Annotated in this window: 23 protein-coding genes; 14 read left to right on the top strand and 9 right to left on the bottom strand. The window is 59.8% G+C overall.

Annotated elements, in window-relative coordinates:
• Nucleotides 1-40: 40 nt before the first annotated feature.
• Nucleotides 41-1,417 carry an L-serine ammonia-lyase gene (locus CKW21_RS10215; protein WP_095193851.1) on the bottom strand — a complete coding sequence of 459 codons (1,377 nt, stop codon included), beginning with the start codon at nt 1,415-1,417 and terminating at the stop codon, nt 41-43.
• Between the two features lie 135 nt (nt 1,418-1,552).
• On the opposite strand from CKW21_RS10215, the gene CKW21_RS10210 reads away from it, so the two are divergent.
• The 8 genes from CKW21_RS10210 to CKW21_RS10175 all read left to right on the top strand — a co-directional run bounded on the left by CKW21_RS10210 (nt 1,553) and on the right by CKW21_RS10175 (nt 9,840).
• Entirely contained in the window at nt 1,553-2,500 is a 948-nt protein-coding gene (locus tag CKW21_RS10210; protein ID WP_095193850.1) for a LysR substrate-binding domain-containing protein, read from the top strand.
• A gap of 214 nt (nt 2,501-2,714) precedes the next feature.
• Nucleotides 2,715-3,125, top strand: coding sequence for an HPF/RaiA family ribosome-associated protein (locus CKW21_RS10205; protein ID WP_095193849.1), 411 nt, complete (start codon nt 2,715-2,717; stop codon nt 3,123-3,125).
• Nucleotides 3,126-3,396: 271 nt separating this feature from the next.
• Entirely contained in the window at nt 3,397-3,699 is a 303-nt protein-coding gene (locus CKW21_RS10200) for a DUF3649 domain-containing protein (protein ID WP_095193848.1), read from the top strand.
• A complete protein-coding gene (locus CKW21_RS10195) occupies nt 3,696-5,276 on the top strand; it encodes a PepSY domain-containing protein (protein ID WP_095193847.1) in 1,581 nt (526 codons plus the stop codon). Before CKW21_RS10200 ends, CKW21_RS10195 begins: the two co-directional genes overlap by 4 nt.
• On the top strand, nt 5,277-5,603 hold the full coding sequence (locus CKW21_RS10190) for a DUF3325 domain-containing protein (RefSeq protein ID WP_095193846.1): 327 nt from the start codon (nt 5,277-5,279) through the stop codon (nt 5,601-5,603).
• A 4-nt stretch (nt 5,604-5,607) separates the two neighbouring features.
• Nucleotides 5,608-6,195 carry an RNA polymerase sigma factor gene (locus CKW21_RS10185; protein ID WP_095193845.1) on the top strand — a complete coding sequence of 196 codons (588 nt, stop codon included), beginning with the start codon at nt 5,608-5,610 and terminating at the stop codon, nt 6,193-6,195.
• On the top strand, nt 6,192-7,181 hold the full coding sequence (locus CKW21_RS10180) for a FecR family protein (protein ID WP_095193844.1): 990 nt from the start codon (nt 6,192-6,194) through the stop codon (nt 7,179-7,181). Before CKW21_RS10185 ends, CKW21_RS10180 begins: the two co-directional genes overlap by 4 nt.
• Before the next feature lie 217 nt (nt 7,182-7,398).
• Nucleotides 7,399-9,840 carry a TonB-dependent receptor gene (locus CKW21_RS10175; RefSeq protein WP_095193843.1) on the top strand — a complete coding sequence of 814 codons (2,442 nt, stop codon included), beginning with the start codon at nt 7,399-7,401 and terminating at the stop codon, nt 9,838-9,840.
• A gap of 117 nt (nt 9,841-9,957) precedes the next feature.
• Here the strand turns inward: CKW21_RS10175 and CKW21_RS10170 are convergent, their stop codons facing one another.
• On the bottom strand, nt 9,958-10,833 hold the full coding sequence (locus CKW21_RS10170; protein WP_095193842.1) for a helix-turn-helix domain-containing protein: 876 nt from the start codon (nt 10,831-10,833) through the stop codon (nt 9,958-9,960).
• A 138-nt stretch (nt 10,834-10,971) separates the two neighbouring features.
• Between CKW21_RS10170 and CKW21_RS10165 the strand changes: the two genes are divergently transcribed.
• Entirely contained in the window at nt 10,972-11,874 is a 903-nt protein-coding gene (locus CKW21_RS10165) for a DMT family transporter (protein ID WP_095193841.1), read from the top strand.
• A 12-nt stretch (nt 11,875-11,886) separates the two neighbouring features.
• Here the strand turns inward: CKW21_RS10165 and CKW21_RS10160 are convergent, their stop codons facing one another.
• Nucleotides 11,887-12,396 carry a DUF2165 family protein gene (locus CKW21_RS10160; RefSeq protein ID WP_095193840.1) on the bottom strand — a complete coding sequence of 170 codons (510 nt, stop codon included), beginning with the start codon at nt 12,394-12,396 and terminating at the stop codon, nt 11,887-11,889.
• 203 nt (nt 12,397-12,599) lie between these two features.
• Nucleotides 12,600-13,574 carry a D-glycerate dehydrogenase gene (locus tag CKW21_RS10155; protein ID WP_095193839.1) on the bottom strand — a complete coding sequence of 325 codons (975 nt, stop codon included), beginning with the start codon at nt 13,572-13,574 and terminating at the stop codon, nt 12,600-12,602.
• 198 nt (nt 13,575-13,772) lie between these two features.
• On the opposite strand from CKW21_RS10155, the gene CKW21_RS10150 reads away from it, so the two are divergent.
• Nucleotides 13,773-14,030 carry a hypothetical protein gene (locus tag CKW21_RS10150; RefSeq protein WP_095193838.1) on the top strand — a complete coding sequence of 86 codons (258 nt, stop codon included), beginning with the start codon at nt 13,773-13,775 and terminating at the stop codon, nt 14,028-14,030.
• Nucleotides 14,031-14,186: 156 nt separating this feature from the next.
• On the opposite strand, the gene CKW21_RS10145 is transcribed toward CKW21_RS10150, so the two are convergent.
• The 5 genes from CKW21_RS10145 to norR form a co-directional block, all read right to left on the bottom strand.
• On the bottom strand, nt 14,187-14,936 hold the full coding sequence (locus CKW21_RS10145) for a YkgJ family cysteine cluster protein (protein WP_095193837.1): 750 nt from the start codon (nt 14,934-14,936) through the stop codon (nt 14,187-14,189).
• An 83-nt stretch (nt 14,937-15,019) separates the two neighbouring features.
• A complete protein-coding gene (locus tag CKW21_RS10140) occupies nt 15,020-15,346 on the bottom strand; it encodes a hypothetical protein (protein ID WP_095193836.1) in 327 nt (108 codons plus the stop codon).
• A 138-nt stretch (nt 15,347-15,484) separates the two neighbouring features.
• Entirely contained in the window at nt 15,485-15,943 is a 459-nt protein-coding gene (locus tag CKW21_RS10135; RefSeq protein ID WP_095193835.1) for an N-acetyltransferase, read from the bottom strand.
• Between the two features lie 39 nt (nt 15,944-15,982).
• The gene (locus CKW21_RS10130; RefSeq protein ID WP_095193834.1) at nt 15,983-16,885 is read right to left on the bottom strand and encodes a chemotaxis protein CheV; all 903 of its coding nucleotides are present in this window, start codon (nt 16,883-16,885) and stop codon (nt 15,983-15,985) included.
• Nucleotides 16,886-17,075: 190 nt separating this feature from the next.
• Nucleotides 17,076-18,626, bottom strand: coding sequence for a nitric oxide reductase transcriptional regulator NorR (gene norR / locus CKW21_RS10125; protein ID WP_095193833.1), 1,551 nt, complete (start codon nt 18,624-18,626; stop codon nt 17,076-17,078).
• Nucleotides 18,627-18,782: 156 nt separating this feature from the next.
• Between norR and hmpA the strand changes: the two genes are divergently transcribed.
• The 4 genes from hmpA (at nt 18,783) to cyoB (ending at nt 24,560) form a co-directional block, all read left to right on the top strand.
• Complete coding sequence (gene hmpA, locus CKW21_RS10120; RefSeq protein ID WP_095193832.1) at nt 18,783-19,964, top strand: NO-inducible flavohemoprotein; 1,182 nt, start codon at nt 18,783-18,785, stop codon at nt 19,962-19,964.
• Nucleotides 19,965-20,254: 290 nt separating this feature from the next.
• Complete coding sequence (locus CKW21_RS10115; protein ID WP_095193831.1) at nt 20,255-20,764, top strand: disulfide bond formation protein B; 510 nt, start codon at nt 20,255-20,257, stop codon at nt 20,762-20,764.
• A gap of 826 nt (nt 20,765-21,590) precedes the next feature.
• Entirely contained in the window at nt 21,591-22,526 is a 936-nt protein-coding gene (gene cyoA, locus CKW21_RS10105) for a ubiquinol oxidase subunit II (protein WP_095193830.1), read from the top strand.
• 3 nt (nt 22,527-22,529) lie between these two features.
• A complete protein-coding gene (cyoB, locus tag CKW21_RS10100; protein ID WP_095193829.1) occupies nt 22,530-24,560 on the top strand; it encodes a cytochrome o ubiquinol oxidase subunit I in 2,031 nt (676 codons plus the stop codon).

The following is a 24,560-nucleotide window of genomic DNA, read 5'->3' as shown; positions in this document are numbered from 1 at the left end:
CCGTTTCAGGGCAATAAATGTCGACGTGCCTCTAAAGCGATCAGCATTCCACCCAGTTCACCGCCAGACCACCCCGTGACGTTTCCTTGTATTTGTCGTGCATATCAGCGCCGGTATCACGCATGGTGCGGATCACCCGGTCCAGGGAAATGAAGTGTTTGCCGTCGCCGCGCAGGGCCATTTGGGTGGCGTTGATTGCCTTCACCGCGGCAATCGCGTTGCGCTCGATGCAGGGCACTTGCACCAGGCCGCCCACCGGGTCGCAGGTCAGTCCGAGGTTGTGTTCCAGGCCGATTTCGGCGGCGTTTTCCAGTTGTTCCGGAGTGGCACCCAGCACCTCCGCCAGACCGGCGGCAGCCATGGCGCAGGCCGAACCGACTTCGCCCTGGCAGCCGACTTCGGCGCCGGAGATCGAGGCGTTTTTCTTGCAAAGGATGCCGACGGCCGCCGCGCCCAGAAAGAACGCCACCACGTCGTCGTCCGACGCATCCGGATTGAATTTCATGTAGTAGTGCAGCACCGCCGGAATGATCCCTGCCGCGCCATTGGTCGGGGCCGTGACCATGCGTCCGCCGGCGGCGTTTTCTTCGTTGACCGCCAGGGCAAACAGGTTGACCCATTCCATTGCCGAGAGGGTCGAAGTGATGACGTTCGGTTTGCCGATTTCCAGCAGGCTACGGTGCAATTTCGCGGCGCGACGCGGAACATTCAGGCCGCCGGGCAGAATGCCTTCGTGTTGCAGTCCTTGCTCGACGCACTCACGCATCACCGACCAGATGTGCAGCAGGCCCTCGCGGATTTGTTCGTCACTGCGCCAGGCCCGTTCGTTGGCCATCATCAACTCGGAAATCCGCAGGCCGTGCTGGTTGCACAACTGAAGCAATTCGACGGCGCTGGAGAAATCGTACGGCAACACCACATCGCTGGCGGGGGCGACGCCGGATTCGGCTTCGGCCGCTTCGATGATGAAGCCGCCGCCGATCGAGTAGTAGGTTTGCTCGAACAGCTCGCCGGTTTCGCCGAAGGCTGTCAGGGACATGGCATTGGGGTGGTAGGGCAGGCTTTCGTCGAGCAGCAGGAGATCGCGCGACCAGTCAAAGGCGATGGTCACCTGGCCAGCCAGGGACAGTTCGGCAGTTTCTCGCAGGGTGTGGATTCGGCTGTCGATGGTGGTGGGGTCGATACGGTCCGGCCATTCCCCCATCAAGCCCATGACACAAGCGCGGTCGGTAGCGTGACCGACACCGGTCGCCGACAGGGAGCCGTAAAGTCGGATTTCCACTCGCCGCACGTCAGGCAGCAAACCCTGATCGACCAGCGCCTGGGCGAAGGTCGCCGCCGCGCGCATCGGACCGACGGTATGGGAGCTGGACGGACCGATGCCGACTTTGAAGAGATCAAAAACACTGATAGCCATGCTAAAGCCTATGCCTGCAATGGAAGATGAATCGCTGCCATTTTTGTAGGACAAGCGCACTTTCAGCGATACTGCCAACCTCGTTCCTACGTGACCAACGAAACTTCCTAAGACAGCCTTTAGCAGGACTAAACGATGAGCCGTCAATTGCACGCCCAGACTTATGTGTGGCTGCAGGTGTTTTCCTGCGCCGCACGGCACTTGTCGTTCACCCGCTGTGCCGAAGAACTGCACATCACGCCGGGGGCGGTCAGCCAGCAGATCCGGCAACTGGAGGAACGCCTGGGTTTTCGCCTGTTTCATCGGCGTGCCCGGGGCGTGGAGCTGAGCGCCGAAGGCCAGCGGCTGGCCATCACGGTCAACGAGGCCTACGGCAGCATCGATGCGGAATTGCGACGACTGGACGCGGGCATGATCAGCGGCACCCTGCGGGTGCGCTCGATCCCGTCGTTCCTGAGCAAATGGCTGACCCCGCGCCTGCCGCGCCTGCAGCAGCGTTTTCCGGATATTCAGCTGCGACTGGTGGCTGAGGACAGCAGTGTGCCGTTGCATGAGGGCGACTTCGATCTGGCCATCGACCTGAACGACGGCAGCTACCCCGGACTGTTATCCACAGCCTTGCTCGATGAACAGATTTTCCCGGTCTGTGCACCGGGCCTGTTGCGGGGTCGTCCGCCGCTGCATGGCCCTGCGGACCTGATGCATTTCCCGTTGCTGCACGACATCACCGCCTGGCGCGGTAGCTATGAATACGCGGAATGGGAGTTTTACCTCAACGCCATCGGCTTCGAAGGCGCGGATGTGCGGCGCGGGCATACCTTCAATCGCAATCACCTGACCATCGAAGCGGCGATTGCCGGAATGGGCGTGGCGATTGCCCGGCGAACCTTGTTGAACGACGAACTGGAGCGTGGGGCGTTGATCGTGCCATTCGGCCTGGCGGTGCCCAATCACAAGCGCTACATGGTGCTCTATGCGCCAGGCGCGCTGAGCCATCCGGGCGTGCGTGCGGTGCATGATTGGCTGGTGGAGGAGGCGGGGATATTTCGCAGTCTGCACCCGCTGGGGGAGCAGCAGATGTGAGAATTTGTGACAAGGGAGCGGGACGACCCAACTCCCGACCTTAACAGCGCTTTTACCGGTTGTCCGGCTTTTTTTGCGATTACAAATTTATCTTTTTTCAGGGGTTGAATTGTTCAGCGTACAGACCGATTGTGTAACCAAGAGGTCACGGTGATGACGCCCAAGGGCTTAGCTGACCGGCCTCTCGCGAGCTAGCTGAAATAAGGGATGAACTATGCAAATCCAAGTCAATAGCGATAACCATATTCAAAGCAGCATCCGACTGGAGGAGTGGGTACGAACCACCATTGAGAGCACGCTCGAACGTTATGAGGAGGACCTGACCCGGGTCGAGGTTCACCTGCGGGACGAGAACGGCGACAAGCCCGGTCCCCACGATCTACGCTGCCAACTGGAAGCGCGGCCAAAAGGCCACCAACCGATTTCTGTCACCCATAAAGCCGCCAACCTGGAACTGGCGATCGACGGCGCTGCCGAAAAACTCGAGCACGCGCTAGAACACTTGTTCGGCAAATTGCGCGGCAAACCACGCGCCGCCGTGGTGCCATTCGAACGCAAGCCTCATGCCGACAGGCTGCTGGAAGAAGAGTTTCTTGAAAACGAACAGGCTGCCCAGAACGGTTGAAGCCTGATTTAACTTCCCAATGAAAACGGGCCTGCAATGCAGGCCCGTTTTATTTTCAGCCTTCACCCACCTTTATAGTTAAAACGTTTGTGGCGAGGGAGCTTGCTCCTGCTGGGGTGCGCAACGCCCCCAAAACCATCCAGTGAGTCCTATCAGACAAAACCAGGCTGATCCCGAACGGCAGCTTTGCGTATGAGAATATTTATCATTAATATTGCGCCCTTGCTGGCCCGGTGATGTTCACTGGGCCTGACCCGGTTCAAGGTCGCCGATGAAAGCCAAACCCTCGCTCCCCGTTTCCTATCGACTGGCGGTCACCTCGCGGGTGCTGGCGGCCGTACTCGGCGGCTACGTCATCACGGCGCTGTCCAGCGTTTGCCTGACACTGTGGGTGCCCATGGCCCGGGCCGAAGCGGTCGTGACCGGGATGATGAGCTCTTTCGTGGTCTACCTGCTGGCGGTGATCTGGTGCTTTGCCTGTCGCACGGCGTGGCGGGCATGGCTCGGATTGATCGTGCCCTCGCTGCTCCTGGCGGCGGCAGCGGGCGTGGCGTACTGGATGGGCCGCTCATGAAAGAAGGATTCCGCCAGGCCATGGCCTGGTTGCACACCTGGGCCGGATTGACCTTCGGCTGGTTGCTGTTTGCGATTTTCCTGACCGGCACACTTGCCTATTTCAAGGACGAGACCAGTCACTGGATGCAGCCGGAAATTCCCGCGCGCGCGGTGTCCTCCGAGGACAGCCTGACCCTGGCCCAGCGCTATCTTGAACAGCACGCCCCGAATGCCTCGCGCTGGATCATCGATTTGCCCGATGCCCGCGAACCCGGCCTGTCGGTGCGCTGGCAGCAGACGCCGGCCAAGCCCGGTGAGCGCGGCCAGCTCACGGAAAAACTCCTCGACCCGCAATCCGGCAACGAAGTGCAGGGCCGCGACACCCGGGGCGGTGAGTTCTTCTACCGCTTCCACTTTCAATTGCAAATGCCTTATCCGTGGGGCCGCTGGCTGTCGACCATCGCGGCCATGGTGATGTTCGTCGCGCTGATCAGCGGGATCATTACCCACAAGAAAATCTTCAAGGACTTCTTCACCTTCCGCCCGCGCAAGGGCCAGCGTTCCTGGCTTGACGGGCACAACGCGGTGGGTGTGCTGGTGTTGCCGTTTCACCTGATGATCACCTACAGCAGCCTGGTGATTTTCATGGCCCTGGTGATGCCGGCGAGCATCCTGGCCTCGTATAAAGGTGATGTGCAGGCGTTTTACAGTGAGGTGTTTCCCGCGTCCAATACCGCGAAAGCCGCCGGTGACCCCGCGCCATTGCTGCCGTTGGCGCCGATGCTGGAAAAGGCCCGCGAACAGTGGTCGGGCGGGCGGGTCGGGCGCTTGACGGTGAACAATCCGGGCGATGCGAACGCCTCGGTGGTGCTGGCGCGCGATGGGGCCGACCGTGTGGTTCACGACTTTGGCAGCGCCGTGACCTTCAATGGCGTGACCGGGCAACTGCTCGCCGCGACACCGGCGCAACCATTGCCGATGGCCATCGCCGGCAGTTTCTACGGCTTGCACATGGGCCATTTCGCCGGCCCGGTATTGCGCTGGTTGTACTTTATCTGCGGGCTGGCGAGTACGGCGATGATCGGCACCGGGCTGGTGATCTGGCTCGGCAAGCGTCAACTCAAGCATGCCAAAAGCGGCGTGATGCCCTTCGAGTTGCGGCTGGTGGAAGTGCTGAACATCGCCAGCATGTCGGGACTCGTTGTCGCGGTGGCGGCGTTCTTCTGGGCCAACCGCCTGATACCGGTGGACATGGCCGGGCGGGCGGATTGGGAGGTCAACGCCTTCTTCATCGTCTGGGGCTTGAGCCTGTTGCACGCCATCTTCCGCCGAGGGCGCGCGGCCTGGGTAGAGCAGTTGGCACTGGCGGCGCTGCTGTTCGGCGCGGTGCCGTTGCTCAACCTGATGACCACGCCGTATCACCTCGGCGTCACGCTGGTGCAGGGCGATTGGGCCATGGCCGGTTTCGATCTGGCGTGCCTGGGCAGCGGTCTGTTCCTCGGGTGGGCGGCGTGGAAAATGCAGCGCGCCGGGCGGGTTTCAGTCACCGGCCAGCAACAGGCGCAACCGATCGCCCTTGAACAGGAAGCCAACTGAATGTTGCTGGCCTGTTTGCTCTGTTATGGCGGTTTTACCGCGCTGTGTTTGTCCATGGACCGTCACCATGCCGAGTTGCTGGGGCGCAAATCGTCGCTGCCCGTGCGTCGACGGATGAAGTGGGCGGGAGGGTTGTTGCTGGCCGTGTCGTTGTGGGCAGCGGTGTCGACGACCGGTTGGGCGCTGGGCCTGGTGGAGTGGTTCGCGGTGTTGATGCTAAGTGCCTTGCTGCTGGTGATGCTGATGCCGTATCGCCCGCGCCTGGCATTGTCCCTGGCTGGGTTGGGTCTGCTGGCCAGCCCGATTGCTGCCTTTGCGCCGTATTGAATCCATGATCAGTCGTCCGCCCGAGCCCTTTGAAATAGAGCCCTCTGAAATAGATCGCGATGAGCCGCGCGGTGACCGTGCGCATTTTCTTCAGGTGTTTCTGTCGCAACGTTCGCAAATGGAAGCGCTGGTGAGCCGCCGCGTCGGTTGCCGGGCGACCGCCGCAGACCTGGTGCAGGACTTGTTCCTGCGTTTCTGGCGCCGGCCGCTGGTACAGGTCGAGGAACTCAGTACCTACCTGTTGCGCTGCGCCGGCAACATTGCTATCGACCATTTGCGTAGCGAAGGCACGCGAGCCCGGGCCAGCGAAGGCTTGATGGCAGAACCGTCGGACGGCGTCGGCAGCGAACCGCAAGCGGCACTGGAAGCGGGCAACGATTTGCGGCATGTCGAAGCAGCGTTGCGCGCATTGCCAGAGCGTACGCGGCAGATCTTTTTGCTTAACCGCATCCATGGCCGCAAGTACGCCGAAATCGCCAAGGCCATGGGTCTGTCCCAAAGTGCCGTGGAAAAACATATGATGCGCGCGCTCGAGGCCTGCAAGGCCAGCCTGCGGGAACCGGAACCGCGTACGCCAGGGAAAGCATCGTGAACAATTTACAAACCGTCACCCCGACGCCCGCTCAGGAGCAGGCCGCACTGACTTGGCTGAGCCTGTTGCATGACCAGCCGAGCAGTGGTGATCAAGCCACCTTCAGCCAGTGGTTGAAGGCTGACCCGGCTCATGCCGAGGCCTACGCCCGTGCGCAAGTGCTGTGGGAGTTGAGCGAAGTGCCGGCGCGCACCCTGGCCGATGAAGACGCATTGGCGTTGCAGCGTTACCTCAACGCCATGAATCACTCGCGCCGCCACAGCGTGCGGCGCTGGTCCGGTGCCCTGGCGATGGCCGCTTGTTTATTGTTGATGATCAGCCTGGGCACCGGTTGGCAACCGACGCGCTGGCTCGATGACCTGGGCGCCGATTATGTCTCGGCGCCGGGGGAAATCCGCACCGTCACCCTGGCCGATCAATCACAAGTCACCCTGGATGCCGACAGTGCCATCGCCGTGGATTTCAGTGGCGGGGAACGGCATGTGCAGGTGCGTCGCGGTGCCGGTTTCTTCAGCGTGACCCACACCGGTGAGCCGTTTGTGGTCGACGCCGAAAAAGGTCAGGCGCGGGTACTCGGCACGCAGTTCGAGGTGCGCCTGCAACCTCGGGGTGCGCAGGTCACGGTGTTGTCCGGTCGCGTCGCAGTGACGGCGGATAAAGACGCCGCGCAACAAATCCTCACCGCCGGCCAGCAAGTGGCTTATGGCGAGGGTACGGCGCAACCGCTGCATGCGGTGGACAGTGAAGCGCAGTTGGCGTGGCGCCAGGGTTGGCTCAACTACTACAAGGCGACGTTAGCCGAGGTGGTGCAGGACCTGGGGCGGTATTACCCGGGGCGGATTGTGTTGCTCAACGATGAACTGGCCAAGCGTCGGGTCAGTGGCAGCTTTGCGAGCAAGAACCCGCAGGCGGTGTTGAGTTCGTTGCAGGGGGTGTTGGGGTTTGAGCAGCATCAGGTTTTGGGGCATCTGATTATTTTGCGTTGAGCCGACCGGCCTATTCGCGAGCAGGCTCGCTCCCACAGGGGAATGCATTTTCAAATGTGGGAGCGAGCCTGCTCGCGAAAGGGCCAGATCAACCACCACATATTTCTGAATAAAAATATTTTCAACTTTCTGCTGAGGTAAAACCGAACGCCATCCGTGTAGTGACTGAAACTGCGAGTCATTCGCATCCGCTGCGGTTCTACACAGGTCATGAGTCATGAAGTCCAGGGCAAAATCGGGTTCGGTCAAACGATGGTTGAGTGTTTCTGCTTTGAATGTTTCGGCGTTGAGCTTTTCGGCTTTGGCGTTGCTGCCGCTGAGCGTGGCGATGGCCGCGGATGCCAGCGCCCAACAACACACGCAGTTCAGCTTTTCGATGGCCGCCAAACCGCTGCCCCAGGCCTTGAGCGATTTCAGCCGGGTGACGGGCATCAGCGTCGTCTACACCGATGAAGCGCCCTACGGTCTCAATGCGCCGGCCGTAAACGGCCAGATGAGCGCCGAACAGGCCCTGCAGCGATTGCTCAGCGGTTCGGGCTTCACCTACCGACGTACCGATAGCCACACCATGGCCCTGGAACCGCTACCCACCGAAGGTGCCTTGAACCTGGGGGCGACCACCATTACCTCAGTGATGGATCAATCCACGAGTTACCAGCCACCGCCCACCAGTTCGGTGATGCGCACCTCGGCCCCGCTTCAGGAAATTCCGCAGACCGTCAACGTGGTCGCGGCTCAGGTCATTCGCGATCAGGCACCGCGCAATCTGGATGACGCCCTGGCCAACGTCAGCGGCATCACCCAGGGCAACACGCTGGGCAGCACCCAGGATTCGGTGATGACCCGCGGCTTTGGCGACAACCGCAACGGTTCGATCATGCGCGACGGCATGCCGATCGTGCAGGGCCGTGGCATGAACGCGACAGTGGATCGGGTCGAAGTGCTCAAGGGGCCGGCCTCGCTGCTCTACGGGATTCAGGACCCTGGCGGCGTGGTGAACATGGTCAGCAAAAAGCCCGAACTTGAGCAGTACAACGCCTTGACCCTGCGCGGCTCGACCTATGGCGAAGGCAAGAACGGCAGCGGCGGCACCTTCGACAGCACCGGTGCGTTGGGCACTTCAGGGCTGGCCTATCGCATGGTGCTGGATCATGAAGACGAAGATTACTGGCGCAACTACGGCGTGCATCGCGAGACGCTGGTTGCACCGTCGCTGGCCTGGTTCGGCGAGAGCACCAAGCTGTTGTTCGCCTACGAGCACCGCGAATTCCTGACCCCGTTCGACCGTGGCACGGTGATCGATCCGCGTGACAATCACCCGCTGGACATCTCCCGTGATCGGCGGCTCGACGAACCCTTCAACAACATGGAAGGGCGCTCGGACCTCTATCACTTCGAAGCCGATCACGAACTCAACGACAACTGGAAAGCCCACTTCGGCTACAGCTGGAACCGCGAAACCTACGATGCCAGCCAGGTGCGCGTGACCGCCATCGACACCAGGAAGGGCACGCTGACCCGCAGCATGGACGGCACGCAAAATGCGATCAGTACCGACCGGTTTACCACGGCGAGTGTCGAGGGCAACGTCGACGTCCTGGGCATGCGTCATGACCTGGTGTTCGGCATCGATGACGAATACCGCAAGATCTACCGCGAAGACCTGATCCGCCAGAAGAGCCTGACTACCTTCAGCTACCTCAATCCGGTGTATGGCCGTGAAGTCGAAGGCACCACCGTCAGCCCGGCCGACAGTGCCCAGACTGATTTGCTGCGCAGCAATTCAGCGTTTTTGCAGGACTCGATCCACCTCACCGACCAATGGATTCTGGTGGCCGGTGCTCGTTTCCAGGAGTACGACCAGTACGCCGGCAAAGGCGTGCCGTTCCATGCCAACACCGACAGCAACGGCCAGAAGTGGGTGCCGCGGGCGGGGCTGGTATATCGCTATTCCGACGCATTGTCGTTCTACGGCAGCTACACCGAATCGTTCAAACCCAACTCGACCATCGCGCCCTTGAGTGGCAGCACCGTCGTGCTCGACGGCAGTGTCGCGCCGGAAGAAGCCAAGTCCTGGGAGATCGGCGCCAAGCTTGATCTGCCGGGACGCGTGACGGGCAACATCGCACTGTTCGACATCACGAAGCGCAACGTGTTGATCGCCAACTCCGAAGGCCCGGTGACGATCTACAGCGCTGCCGGTGAAGTGCGCTCCCGTGGTCTGGAAGTGGATTTGAGCGGCCAGCTCAGCGACCGCTGGAGCATGATCGGCAGCTACGCCTACACCGACGCCGAAGTGACCGAGGACCCGGACTACAAAGGCAAAAAACTGCAAAACGTGGCGAAGAACAGCGGCTCGCTGTCGGCGGTGTATGACTTTGGCAGGATCATCGGCGGCGATCAGCTGCGGGTCGGCGCGGGAGCGCGTTACGTCGGGGAGCGGGCGGGTAACGCCGTGAACGATTTTGAGCTGCCGGGCTACACCGTCGCTGATGCGTTCGCTACCTACGACACTCAGCTCGACGGGCAGAAGGTCAAGTTTCAGCTCAACGTGAAAAACCTGTTCGACCGCACTTACTACACCTCGGCGGCGAGTCGGTTCTTTGTGTCGATGGGGGATTCGCGGCAGGTGATTTTGTCGAGCACCTTGGAGTTCTGATCGGAATCCGCGTCATCGTTCTTCGCGAGCAGGCTCGCTCCCACAGTTGGATCGCGTAAACCTGTGGGAGCGAGCCTGCTCGCGAAAGCGGCCTTAAAGGCGCCGAAAAACTTGGGGCTAACGCAAAAAAGCCTGCCGATACTCCCCCGGCGTCCCGCCCACGCTTTGCCGAAACCGATTGGTGAAATGACTGGCACTGGCAAACCCACAAGCCAGCGCAATCTCCCCCAATGGCTGCGATGTCGAACGCAGCAACTCCCGCGCCCGATTCAACCGACGCGCCAGTACGTACTGATGTGGCGGCAAGCCGAAGCTCTCGCGGAACATCCGCGCGAAGTGGTATTCCGACAGCGCACACAATGCCGCCAGTTGTCCCAGGCTGATGGCTTCGGCCAAGTGGCCGTCGATGTACTCCACCAGCAACCGTCGTTGATGCGCCGCCAGACCGCCCTTGAGACGCAAGCCCGGGCGCGTGCTGACTTGGCTGAGCAGGGCATGACTGAGCATTTCGTGGGCCAGGCTGCTGGTGAGCAGGCGTTCACCCGGTTCGTCCCAGTTGAGGGCGATCAACTGTCGAAAGCGCAGCGCCTGCTGCGGATCATTCAGAAAGGTTTGTTCGCGCAACTGCAATTCGCGAGGTTCGCGATCGAGCAGCGTGACGCAGCCCAGGGCAAATTGTTCGGGGCTGAAATACAGGTGTGCCAGGCGAATATCACCGTTGATCACCCAGCCGGACTGATGATCGGCGGGCAGGATGCACAACTTGTCCGGGCCACCCTTGGTGCCGGGCTGGTCGCGACGGAAGGTGCCTGTGCCACCGGCGATGTAGCACGACAGCGTATGGTGGCTCGGCGCTTCGTAGTCCTGGGCATCGTGATGGTTGTTCCACAAGGCTGCGGACAGGCCGTCACCGAGCTCGGCGCTGTGCTCGAGGCGAGCATTGGGCGAGCGGTTGAGGGCTTGAAAGACTTGCAGGGTTTCCAGTGCGGACATGATCAGTTCTCTCCAACGCCTTGCATCCTACTCCGTAGACATACGCCTGCCAGCCCGCCACACGACAAAAGCGCAAGTTTATGCAAGTGCGCCAAGGCGCGGCGCAGGACACTGGGCACCTATCGAGGAGCCTTTGCCATGAACCTGTCTTTGTACCTGTTGACCGTGCTGATCTGGGGCACCACCTGGATTGCCCTGAAATGGCAACTGGGCGTGGTGGCGATTCCTGTGTCGATCGTCTATCGCTTCGGCCTCGCCGCGCTGGTGCTGTTCGCAATGTTGCTGCTCAGCCGAAAGCTGCAAGTGATGAACCGGCGCGGGCATCTGATCTGCCTGGCGCAGGGGGTGTGCCTGTTTTGCGTTAACTTCATGTGCTTTCTGACCGCCAGCCAGTGGATTCCCAGCGGCCTGGTCGCCGTGGTGTTTTCCACCGCCACGCTGTGGAATGCGTTGAATGCGCGAGTATTCTTCGGCCAGAAAATCGCCCGCAATGTGTTGATGGGTGGCGCGCTGGGCTTGCTCGGCCTTGGCCTGTTGTTCTGGCCGGAACTGGTCGGCCACACCGCCAGCCCGCAAACCTTGCTCGGCCTGGGCCTGGCACTGTGCGGCACCTTGTGCTTCTCGGCGGGCAACATGCTCTCGAGCCTGCAACAGAAGGCCGGGCTCAAGCCGTTGACGACCAACGCCTGGGGGATGGCCTACGGTGCGGCAATGCTGTCGGTGTGGTGCCTGGTCAAAGGCATACCGTTCGACATGGAATGGAATACCCGCTACATCGGTTCGCTGCTGTATCTGGTGATTCCAGGCTCGGTAATCGGTTTCACCGCTTACCTGACGCTGGTCGGCCGCATGGGGCCGGAACGTGCCGCCTATTGCACCGTGCTGTTCCCGGTGGTGGCGCTGAATGTCTCGGCGTTTGCCGAAGGTTACCAGTGGACCGCACCGGCGCTGGTGGGGTTGGTGATGGTTATGCTGGGTAACGTGTTGGTATTCCGCAAACCCCGGCCAAGTGTGAGTCCCGTGGCGAGCAAGTTGGCATGAGAAATAAACGATTCAATTATCCTTCGCCACCAGCAGATATATCAGGCCGAGGAACATGTATTCAATGTTGTTTCTTGCCCATTCATAGGCGTTTCGCTGAGCGGAATATTCCATGTCGAACCACTCATTGAGTATGACCACGTAAAAGAATTGGTAAACGAAAATTGCGGTGGTGAAACCGATAATGGCGAATTTCTTGGCTGCATGGAATTCACTCCGTGGGGCTACAAGCTTTCGGTAGAGATGATAAGTTCCAAGCAGAAAACTGAAAGTGAAAATAATCTCGAGCGTTATGATTGCCCAGTAAAAGCGGTGATGGAAGAACGTGGAAGTGACTGCTCGGTAACGTCGAGAGTCATTTCCAACTGTTTCGCCCATGCTGATGATTCGCCCGATGTAGTCAGTGTACGCCGCGTAGTCGGTGAAGTTGTTGATGAGTGTCATTAGTCCGAAAAGCGCCGCCATCAAGACAATTAACACTTTGCTCCGCCTGATGACTCCGGCGGTGGTGAAGTTATTCATGCAAATACTCTCCGAATACACGATCGGTGCTTTTGTTTGTCGGAGTTTATAGGCGTTTTTTGTAAGTCAGCCGAAGACTGAGTTGCAAGTTATGTCTTTGTTGATGTTTAAACGAAGTTGTGGGGGACTTGATACTTGGGGGCCGGTGGATATTGGCAAGGGGGATGCAAGCGGCACGTCGAACAAGACGTGCCGCGCTTCAATCAACCCTTCCAGACCTGCGGATTGACCAGGTCCTGCGGGCGCTCGCCCAGCAAGGCGCTGCGCAAGTTACTCAGGGCACGGTTGGCCATCGCTTCGCGGGTTTCATGGGTGGCCGAGCCGATATGCGGCAAGGTCACGGCGTTTTTCAGCTGGAACAGTGGCGACTCGGCCAGTGGTTCTTTTTCGTAAACATCCAGCCCGGCACCGCGAATCCGGTTGTTTTGCAGGGCTTCTATCAGTGCCGGCTCATCCACCACCGGGCCGCGCGAGATGTTTACCAGGATGGCATTGGGCTTCATCAGCGCCAGTTCGCGATGGCTGATCAAATGTCTGGTCTTCTCGCTGAGCGGTACCACCAGGCACACGAAGTCGGCTTCGGCCAGCAGTTGGTCCAGGCTACGCAACTGTGCACCGAGTTCCTGTTCCAGCTCGGTCTTGCGGCTATTGCCGCTGTAGATGATCGGCATGTTGAACCCCAGGCGACCCCGGCGGGCGATGGCCGCACCGATGTTGCCCATGCCGACGATGCCCAGGGTCTTGCCGTGCACATCACAACCGAACAGCGGCGCACCGACGGTGGCTTGCCATTGCCCGGCCTTGGTCCAGGCATCGAGTTCGGCCACGCGCCGGGCACTGCTCATCAACAAGGCGAAGGCCAGGTCGGCGGTGCTTTCGGTGAGTACGTCGGGCGTGTTGGTCAGCATGATCCCGCGTTCGTTGAAGTACGCGAGGTCATAGTTGTCGTAGCCCACCGAGACACTCGACACCACTTCCAGTTTGGCAGCGTTCTCAAGCTGCGCACGACCGAGTTTGCGGCCGACGCCGATCAAGCCGTGGGCATGGGGCAGGGCTTCGTTGAACTGGGCATTGATGTCGCCGTTTTTCGGATTCGGCACAATGACGTCGAAGTCTTGTTGCAGGCGTTCGACCATTTCAGGCGTGACACGACTGAAGGCGAGGACGGTTTTTTTCATGGGTGCAGGCTCGTCGGGCGGAGGAGATTACTTAGCAAGCTACTAGCTCCAAGCGGCAAGCTGCAAGTTTAAAAGCCGCTCTCTTCGCTTTTATCTTGAAGCTTGCAGCTTGTAGCTTGCAGCTGCCCCTCAGCTATACTGCCGCCTTTCGCGGCTCGCTGACCGGGCCCGACACATTACGCATCACCCGGAGCTTTCATGACTTCCCCGAAACAACCGCCGGTCGCCGAGGCCTTGAGCGACGAGCAGGCAGAGCTGCCAGACAGCGCCGAGTCCAGCACCGATGGCGAAACCAAAGCCGCGATCCCGGCGTTCAAGTTCCCGTTCAAACCGGGTGAACTGGCAGCCGCCAAAGGCTCCAACCAGCCCTGGTACAAGAACGGCGCCAAAAACGGCCACACCAAGACACCGGGCATGGCCCCGCCGGGGACTCGGCGGTCGATGGGCAAGCGCTGAGTTTTAGATTTTGCGGTGCCTGATTTGCCCTCTTCGCGAGCAGGCTCGCTCCCACAGTGGATCTGAGTTGCGCACAAAATCTGTGTTCACTGAAGAACCCTTGTGGGAGCGAGCCTGCTCGCGAAGGGGCCGGCACAAACAGCAAAGATCCTGGGATCAAGCCGCCCGCAACGAAATAAACGCGTAATTCCCCGGCTCATCCGGCGCCACCTGCGCACCCGCCGCCACTACCTGCCCGGCAATATCCTCGCTCGAAACATGGAACTGCCACTCGCTGTCCCACTGCGGCAATGTCTGCCCGTCCAGCTCATCGATGATCGTGGCGAACTCGTTCATATCCGGCAGGTAGGCGGTAAAACCATCACCTTTCAACGCCGTGGTCCGAATCCCCAGCAACGCGCAAATCGCGTCCTTCATCAGAATGTCATCGCGATCCGCCTGACGTGAACGCTGGATCAAATCCGACAACTCGCGGTCGACCAGTTCACCGCCAACAATCAGGTCCGGTCCTTTTTCCCACGACTCAGTCGGACATTCCTTCAGGGCAATGTTCAGAGGGATGTGCGGATTGATCTCCATCGGGTAGATACGGCACACCAGCGGGCGGCGTTCGTAGATCCTGCAGAGATTGTCTTCGTCAAGATTCCGACAGGCTCCCACGTTGTAGGCGGCAAAGGTGATGGCGACGAAGGCCTCCGCGTCGGCACTGCGGATGACCGCAGAACGGCGTTCGGCGTGTTCACGTTGCTGTGGCGGCAGACCCAGGCCGTTGCTCAGGAAACCTTCCACAAGCACGATCACTTGCCCACCGTCAGCTGCCCACATCCGGGCTTCTGGCAGGGTCAGGGAGACATGGTGGTCATTGCAGCATTTGCCACAGCCTACGCAGGAAAACGTCGTATTCATTGAGCGGTCAGTCGCATCCGAGGGCATGAAACGGCGACAGAATGCCGCCGTGAAGGCCGCTGTCGAAGCAAGTTATGCGCCACTCACTGCGCCTTGGCGGCAGGGCGGACCGAGTCCCACTCGGTGACGTACGCGGTTTTGCTTTTTTTGTTGTAGAGACACAACTCGGTGCCTTGCGCGCCTTTCATGTGTTTTTGCGGGTACTGACCTTGCAGCAGGAGGGCGGTGTAGCCGACACGGTCATCGAACTGCGCGGCATTGCCGACGGGTTGGGCATTCTTCAGGCCACTGGCCTTGGTGCAACCGGCGAGTACGGTTTTGTCGTAGGCGGCCCAGGCATCGGGGCTGGAGGCGTGGGTCTGAGTAGTCAGGGCGGTGAGGCAGAGGAGGGTCAGGGTGGCGGCTTTCATAGATCAGGAATCCTTGGATGTGCAATGGCCAAGGTTGGAGTATGCCTGATGGTTTGATGGCGATTATACGGGCCTCTTCGCGAGCAGGCTCGCTCCCACATCCCCTGTGGGAGCGGGCTCGCCCGCGATGGCGGTGGGTCAGACTGGCACAGGTTCCCGGCGGACCGCATACATCCCGGCACTTTCATACAACCGCCGCGCCCGCAGGTTGTCCTCCAGCACCTTCAAATCCACAAACCCTTCCCGGCGCTGCTGAAATACTTTGAACGCATGCAACAGCAACGCGCGCCCCAGGCCTTGCCGTCGAGCCCGCGGATGCACCACCAGATTCTTGATGTAGGCACTGGTCCAGCACTGGCACACGGCGACTACGCCTTCGGCATCGAGGGCAATGAAACACAGGAAAGGATCGTATTCAGGATCAGTCTCAAACTGCTGTTGCCACAGCGTCAACGCGGGTACGCGACCGCCGCCGTCGCGATACCCAAGCTCCATCAAGTGGTGCACAGCTGCAGCGAGTTCGGCGTGGTAATGGGTCAATTGAATGCCGGTTGGCCAGGCCATGTCCGGCACGGCCTCGGCGAGGTCGCGCCGCATCAGCCAGCACCACGTTTCTTCCGGGGCCCCGGCCAAGACTCAATGACCTTGTTCGGCCACAGCCTTGGCCGCTTCGATCAGGCATTTGGTCAGTTCCGGTGACGAAAACTTGGTCAGCACCGCGTTCGCACCGGCCAGACGTGCCTTTTCGCTGTTCATCGCGCTGTCCAGTGAGGTATGCAGCAACACATAGAGATGCGCGAAGTCCGGGGTTTCGCGCAGGGTGCGGGTGAAGGCGTAGCCATCCATCTCGGACATTTCGATGTCGGAGACAATCAGGTTGATCTGCTGGGCGGTGCCTTGCAGGTCCAGCAAGCAATCGATGGCTTCCTTGGCACTGCGCGCCGTGTGGCATTGCAGGCCGAGATTGCGCAGGGTATGCACCGATTGTTGCAAGGCCACCTGGCTGTCATCGACCACCAGGATCCGCGCGTTGCCCAGCACTTCAGCGTCTTCCATGCTGAGTTCGGTGGGTGCCATGTCGATCTGCACCGGGGCAATACCGTGGATGACTTTTTCGATGTCCAGCACCTGCACCAGCGTGCCGTCCACCGAGGTCACCCCGGTAATGTACGAGCGCACGCCACCAGAACCAAAGGGCGGTGGGCGGATGTCAGTGGTCAGGCAATGGACGATTTTGCTGACGGCTTGAACGTGCAAGCCCTGCTTGGAACGGCTGACGTCGGTGACGATCAGGCAGCCACCGTTCGGATCTTCCAGCGGGCGTTCGCCGATGGCGCGGCTGAGGTCGATCACCGACAGCGAGGCGCCGCGCAAAGTGGCGATGCCTTTTACGTGAGGGTGCGACTCCGGCAGCTTGGTCAGCGGCGGGCAGGGGATGATTTCACTGACTTTGAGCAGGTTGATCGCCATCAACTTGCCACTGCGCAAGGTGAACAGCAGAAGCGAAAGTGAATCCGCACGGCCTTTGGTGGAGGACATAAGTACCTTCTGAGGAAAAAGGTGACGGACGACCGTGAAGATCGCCAACAGCTATCAATGCCGGGTTATCGACTTGTTGGGGGCAGGCTTTAGAAAATCAGGTGAAGGGTAGACCGCCTTCGCGAGCAGGCTCGCTCCCACAAAGGCAGCGATTATCCCTGTGGGAGCGAGCCTGCTCGCGAAGAGGCCCTCACTTCATCCCTAACCTTTTGGCCATCCGCCCAAGATTCGCCCGGTCCAGCCCCAACTCCCGCGCCGCACTGGCCCAATTGTGGTTGTGCCGTTCCAGGCACGCGCCGATCAACTGGCGCTGATAATTTTCGGTGGCCTCGCGCAAATCTCCGGTCACCAACGCCACAGCGGTCGCGGCCGGTTGCTCGGCGGTGATTTCAACACTGCCGCTGGGCAGGTCCAGATCGACAGCGCTCAAACTGAGGATTTTCGGTCGTTCCTTGCAGTTACCCAAGGCTTTCAAGGCGCTACGGCCTATCAAGTGTTCCAGCTCCCGCACGTTGCCCGGCCAGTCGTAGGCGAGCAACGCCACCTGGGCGTCGCTGTTCAGGCGCAGGCTGTTGAGGCCCATGCGCGAGCGGTTTTGCTCCAGGAAGTAACCACTGAGCAGCAGCACGTCGCGGCCACGATCACGCAGGGCTGGTACGAGCAATGGGTAAACGCTGAGGCGATGGTAGAAGTCGGCACGATAGCGACCGCTGCGCACTTCTTCGGCCAGGTCGCGGTTGGTCGCCGCGATCAGCCGCACATCGACCTGATGTTCCTTGTCCGAACCCAGGCGCTGCAGCTGACCGCTTTGCAGTACGCGCAGCAATTTGGCCTGGACTGTCAGCGACAGCTCGCCGACTTCATCAAGAAACAGTGTGCCGCCATTGGCCAGTTCGAACTTGCCGCGCCGATCGTTCATCGCCCCGGTAAAGGCGCCGCGTACGTGGCCGAACAACTCGCTCTCCACCAGCGTATCGGGCAGCGCGGCGCAGTTGAGGCTGATGATCGGCTTGTCGGCCCGGGGCGAGGCGGCGTGGATGGCCTGGGCCACCAGCTCCTTGCCGACCCCGGTTTCTCCGGTGATCAGCACGGTCAGATCGCTGCCGCCCACCAGATTGATTTCTTCCACCAAGCGTTTATGCGCCTTGCTCTGGCCGATCATTTCACGGTTCTGCTGACCGCTGGCCTGGCGGTACACCTCGGCGCGCTGGTGTTCATCTTCGACGCGATTGTTCAGGCGTTCGATGCGCTCGGCGGCATTGACCGTGGCGGCGGCGAGGCTGGCGAAGGCTTCCAGGGCGTCCAGTTCGATCGGTTCAAACTGCTCCGGATTGAGGGCGTCGAGGGTCAACAGGCCCCATGGCCGCTCGTCGATAAAGAGCGGACAGCCCATGCAGTCATGGACTTCCAGATGGTCATCGAGCCCATCGACCAGGCCGTCATAAGGGTCGGGCATGTCGCTGTCGGCGGCGAAGCGGGTCGGGCCATGGCTGCTGAGCAATGCTTCGAAGCGCGGGTGTTCGCTGACCTTGAAGCGTCGGCCGAGTGTGTCGGTGCTCAACCCGTCAACGGCCAGCGGCACCAGCCATTCGCCATCGAGGCGCAGCAGGGCGGCGGCATCGCAGGGCAGCAGGGCGCGCATGGCTTCGAGCAGGCGTCTGTAGCGCTCGCCTTCGGGGAGTTCGCGGGACAGGTCCGAGACCAGTGGCAACAGGGCGGTAAGCAGGGATTTTGCAGTCATAGTGACTCCATGTAGTCGGTGTGACTATAAGTCAAAATGTGTCGATATGACTATCTTGTTGTTAAGTTACTGATTTACATGAAAATTAATGTTGGCACGGAACCTGATAAGCATAAGGCAACAGTTAAGAAACCCTCGTTGCTCAGGAGTCACTTTATGCTTAGCGTCCAAGACCGTGCCATCGTCAAATCCACTGTGCCTCTGCTGGAAAGCGGTGGTGAAGCCCTGATCACGCATTTCTACCGGATGATGTTGTCCGAGTACCCGGAAGTTCGCCCACTGTTCAACCAGGCCCACCAGGCCACCGGTGACCAACCGCGCGCCTTGGCCAACGGTGTATTGATGTATGCACGCCACATCGACCAGCTCGATCAGTTGGGCGACCTGGTGGCGAAGATCATCAACAAGCACGTGGCCCTGCAGATTCTGCCGGAGCATTACCCGATTGTCGGCACCTGCCTGTTGCGCGCGATCGCTGAAGTCCTGGGCGAAGAAATCGCCACACCGGAAGTGATCGCGGCGTGGGGTGCGGCTTACGGTCAACTGGCGGACATCCTGATCGGTGCCGAAACCAGCATCTACGACCAGAAGGAACAGGCTCCGGGCGGCTGGCGCGGGGCGCGGGAATTCATCGTGGCGGCCAAGGTCGAGGAAAGCGCGGAAATCACTTCGTTCTACTTCGAACCGGTGGACAAAGGCTTGATTCTGGCGGCAGAGCCGGGCCAGTACATCGGCATGAAACTGATCCTTGATGGCGAAGAGATTCGTCGTAACTACTCGCTGTCGGCCCTGGCAAACAAAGGCCAGTACCGCATCAGCGTCAAGCGTGAAGCCGGCGGTCGCGCTTCCAACCACCTGCACGATCAATTGCATGTGGGTTCAAGCATCCAGCTGTTCCCGCCAGCGGGCGAGTTCACCCTGACCGCCAGCGACAAACCACTGGTACTGATCAGCGGCGGCGTCGGCATCACCCCGACCCTGGCGATGCTTGAAGCGGCGCTGGAAACCGAGCGCCCGGTGCACTTCATCCACTGCGCCCGCAACGGCAGCGTTCACGCTTTCCGCGACTGGATCGACGGCCTGGCCGAGCGTCACCCGCAACTCAAGCGCTTCTACTGCTACGCCGAAGACGACGGTGTCAGCCCGGCGGCCGACAAGGTCGGGTTGTTGAACCAGGAGCAGTTGGGTGAGTGGTTGCCCGCAGAGCGCGATGTGGACGCTTACTTCCTGGGGCCGAAGGGCTTCATGGCAGCGATCAAGCGTCACCTCAAGGCGCTGGGTGTGCCTGAGAAGCAGAGCCGTTACGAGTTCTTCGGCCCGGCTTCGGCGCTGGAGTAAACACGGGTGGCGACTCGGGAGACCGAGTCGCCTGCTTCGCGAGCAGGCTCGCTCCCACAAGGGATCTTCAGCGAACACAGTCTTTGTGCCTGGCGTAGATCCACTGTGGGAGCGAGCCTGCTCGCGAATGCCGCACCACGGTTTCAAAGGGTGAAAACCGCTCGAAAGTTAATCCCTTCTTAACCCGCCTATCGTCTATTCCCCCCGACATCCTCCATTACGCGCCAGGCTCTCCAAGAGCAAACTCAGCGTGTAGACTGGCGGCAATCGATATTTTTAAGGGAAACGCGATGAGCGAGGAAACAATGCGGTTGGGGCGTGAACGGCGCTATCTGGTATTGCTGGGCATCATCTGCCTGGCGCTGATCGGCGGTGCGCTGTACATGCAAATCGTGCTGGGCGAGGCGCCTTGCCCGCTGTGTATCCTGCAACGTTATGCCTTGCTGTTGATCGCGATCTTCGCCTTTGTCGGTGCGGCCATGCACAGTCGTCGCAGCATCACGGTGTTTGAAACCCTGGTGGTGATCTGCGCGCTGGCAGGTGTCGGTGTGGCAGGGCATCACGTCTACACGCAGTTCTATCCGGCCGTGAGTTGCGGCGTCGATGTGCTGCAGCCGATTGTCGATGGCTTGCCGCTGGCGAAGATCTTCCCGCTGGGCTTCCAGGTCGACGGCTTCTGCTCTACGCCATACCCGCCGATCCTCGGTTTGTCGCTGGCGCAGTGGGCGTTGGTCGCCTTCGTGCTGGTGGTGGTACTGGTTCCGCTGCTCACCGTGCGTAACCGCAAAGCACTGCGCTGAGGTCATCGGCGACAACGCCGGCGCGAATGAAAAACGCCCCGGTCCTTGAACAGAGGACCGGGGCGTTTTTGCATTTTCAGAGGGAAGGTAAAAAGACCGTGATGTGCGGCAACGAAGGGTGCGACAAGTGTGCGACATGTTGTCACATCTTGAGTGTCGCACCGGCTTTCAAGGCGCCGGATTGGTGCTCGACCACGCAACGAAATTGGCCTGTTTTTCAATCAGTTTGTTTGGCCTTCATCAGGCTGCAGCAGGCAGTTTTAACAGGGGCTGGCGATTTGCCAGAGCCCCCGCGATATGGGGGCTTGGGCAGGATCCTGACAGGCTGTCGAGCCCACGATACTGTCTGAATTGCCGGTGGTAGACCTACTATTTTTGGTGTTTTTGTTGAGAATCAATTTCGATAACATGCGCGACTTTTACGAGTTCCGCGAAGGATTGTTGCGGCTCGGGATATAAATTATTTCGGGATGAGACATGGTTTAAAAAACGCTACATAACTACAATCGCCCGCACTGAATTCCCGGCGCTGCTCACAACCACAGGTGCTTGAGCAGGAACAGGGTGTCGAGAGGCCGGGCGGCTTCATGCGACTCCCAGGTGTCGGTGCCTCCAACTATCCGCACCAAATGGAATTGGTCTGTAACAAGGCCTTTGACCACGAATTCGAATAAGAACTCAACGCTGGCCCAGGATTTGTCGAAACGCGTCTGACGCTCGACGGGCAGCCCTTATTCAATCCAAGAAAAATGCCAACCCTTGGCAGGGTGAAGTGTTGGCGATCAAAACCCAACCGCATTGCGCAAGCTGCTTTAGAGGTCGTGAGATGAGTAAAAACAGGTACCCCAGACTACTAGGCTTATTGCCGCTGATCGGCACGTTGTTGCTGTCAGGCTGCAACATGACCTTGCTCAATCCCAAGGGCCAGGTTGGCCTGGATGAGCGAAACCTGATCATCACCGCAACGCTGCTGATGCTGTTGGTCGTGATTCCGGTCATCATCATGACCTTCCTGTTCGCCTGGAAATACCGCGCCTCCAACACCAGCGCGACCTACACGCCGAAATGGAATCACTCCACCAAGATCGAGATCGCGGTGTGGACTGTTCCGGTGCTGATCATCATTGCCCTGGGTTACATCACCTACAAGTCGACCCACGCCCTGGACCCATACAAGCCGCTGGAATCCGACGTCAAGCCTGTGACCATCGAAGTGGTCGCGCTGGACTGGAAGTGGCTGTTCATCTACCCGGAACAAGGCATTGCCACGGTCAACAAGATCGTGTTCCCGGCGCACACGCCGATCAATTTCCGGATCACTTCGGACGCTGTGATGAACTCGTTCTTCATCCCGGCCCTGGGCGGCCAGATCTACGCGATGGCGGGCATGCAGACCAAGCTGCACCTGATCGCCAACGAGAACGCTGAAATGGACGGTATCTCCGCCAACTACAGCGGTGCCGGTTTCACCGGTATGAAATTCAAAGCGACCGCAACGACCCAGGAAGAATTCGACGCCTGGGTAAGTGAAGTCAAAAAGGCACCTAAAAAGCTTGAACAGGCTGAATACGCAGCTCTTGCCAAGCAGAGCCAGAACAACCCAGTCGAGCTCTACTCCTCGGTTACGCCGAACCTGTTCCAGACCATCGTCGACAAGTACGAAGGCATGAAACCGGGTCCTAAGGTCAAGCACGAGAAGAAAGAGAAAGAAGTGGCCGCTACGGACATGAACTCGCATTCAGCTGCCGGGGCAGAGGAGTAAACGATGTTTGGTAAATTAAGTTGGGAAGCGGTCCCGTTCCACGAGCCGATCGTGATGGTGACCATCGCCATGATCGCGCTCGGCGGTGTGGCACTGTTCGCTGCAATCACCTACTTCAAGAAGTGGACCTACCTGTGGACCGAGTGGCTGACGTCGGTCGACCACAAGAAAATCGGCGTGATGTACATCATCGTCGCCATGGTCATGCTGCTGCGCGGCTTTGCCGACGCCATCATGATGCGTACCCAGTTGGCCATGGCCACCGAAGGTTCGCCTGGTTACCTGCCACCTGAACACTATGACCAGATCTTCACCGCTCACGGTGTGATCATGATCATCTTCATGGCGATGCCATTCTTCACCGGGCTGATGAACCTTGCAGTGCCGCTGCAGATCGGCGCGCGTGACGTTGCCTATCCGTTCCTGAACTCCCTGAGCTTCTGGCTGCTGGTTTCCGGCGTGGTGCTGATCAACCTGTCCCTGGGCGTCGGCGAATTCGCCAAGACCGGTTGGGTTGCCTATCCGCCGCTGTCGGGCCTGCAATACAGTCCTGGCGTGGGGATGGACTACTACATCTGGGCGCTGCAGCTATCGGGTCTGGGGACAACGTTGACGGGGGTCAACTTCCTGGCCACCGTGCTGAAAATGCGTACCCCTGGCATGAAACTGATGGACATGCCGATCTTCACCTGGACCTGCACCTGGGCCAACGTCCTGATCGTGGCTTCGTTCCCGATCCTGACCGCTACCCTGGCGTTGCTGACGCTTGACCGTTACATGGATTTCCACATTTTCACCAATGAACTTGGTGGCAATCCGATGATGTACGTCAACCTGTTCTGGGCTTGGGGTCACCCCGAGGTTTACATCCTGATCCTGCCGGCGTTCGGTATCTTCTCCGAAGTCATCTCGACTTTCTCGGGCAAGAAACTGTTCGGCCACCACTCGATGATCTACGCATCGGGCGCGATCTCGGTCCTGGGCTTCATGGTTTGGCTGCACCACTTCTTCACCATGGGTTCGGGTGCCAGCGTCAACGCCTTCTTCGGTCTGGCGACGATGCTGATTTCCATCCCGACGGGTGTGAAACTGTTCAACTGGCTGTTCACCATCTACCAGGGCCGTCTGCGCTTCACCAGCCAGGTTCTCTGGACCCTGGGCTTCATGGTGACCTTCGCCATCGGCGGCATGACCGGCGTACTGCTGGCCATTCCGGGTGCTGACTTTGTTCTGCACAACAGCCTGTTCGTGATCGCGCACTTCCACAACGTGATCATCGGCGGCGCAGTATTCGGTTACATCGCAGGCTTCGGCTTCTACTTCCCGAAAGCGTTCGGCTTCAAGCTGCACGAAGGCTGGGGTAAAGCAGCGTTCTGGTTCTGGATCTCGGGCTTCTTCGTCGCCTTCATGCCGCTCTATGCACTGGGCTTCATGGGCATGACCCGTCGTCTGAACGCCACGACCAACCCTGAGTGGGTACCGTACCTGTACGTTGCCATGTTCGGTGCGGTGATGATCGCCGTGGGTATCGCTTGCCAGCTGATCCAGCTCTACGTGAGTGTGCGTGACCGCAAGAAGCCAGAGAACATGTGCGAACACGGCGACCCGTGGAATGCCCATACCCTGGAATGGTCGACCTCGTCGCCACCTCCGTTCTACAACTTCGCCGTGCTGCCGAAAGCCGACGTGATCGACCCGTTCACCGAAGCCAAGGAAAACGGTACCGCGTACAAGGCTCCTGCCAGGTACCAACCGATCCACATGCCGAACAACACCGCGACCGGCCTGGTCATGGGTGCTCTGTTGACCGTGTTCGGTTTCGCGATGATCTGGCACATCTGGTGGCTGGCAATCGCTAGCCTGGCCGGCACCGTGATCTATTTCGTGATCCACGCGGCCCGTGATGATCAAGGCTATATGGTGCCGGTCGACGTGATCGAGCGCATCGAAGCCGAGCAGCACAAGCGTCTGGTAGCGGCCGGGAAAGTCCCAGCCACCGCCACCCGTGTTGAAACCTCGTTGGAACAGGCTTAA

It is taken from the genome of Pseudomonas sp. Irchel 3A7 (genome assembly GCF_900187565.1).
Taxonomy (GTDB): domain Bacteria; phylum Pseudomonadota; class Gammaproteobacteria; order Pseudomonadales; family Pseudomonadaceae; genus Aquipseudomonas.
Note: the sequence above shows the minus strand (reverse complement) of the source record. Positions and strands in the feature narration are given on the sequence as shown.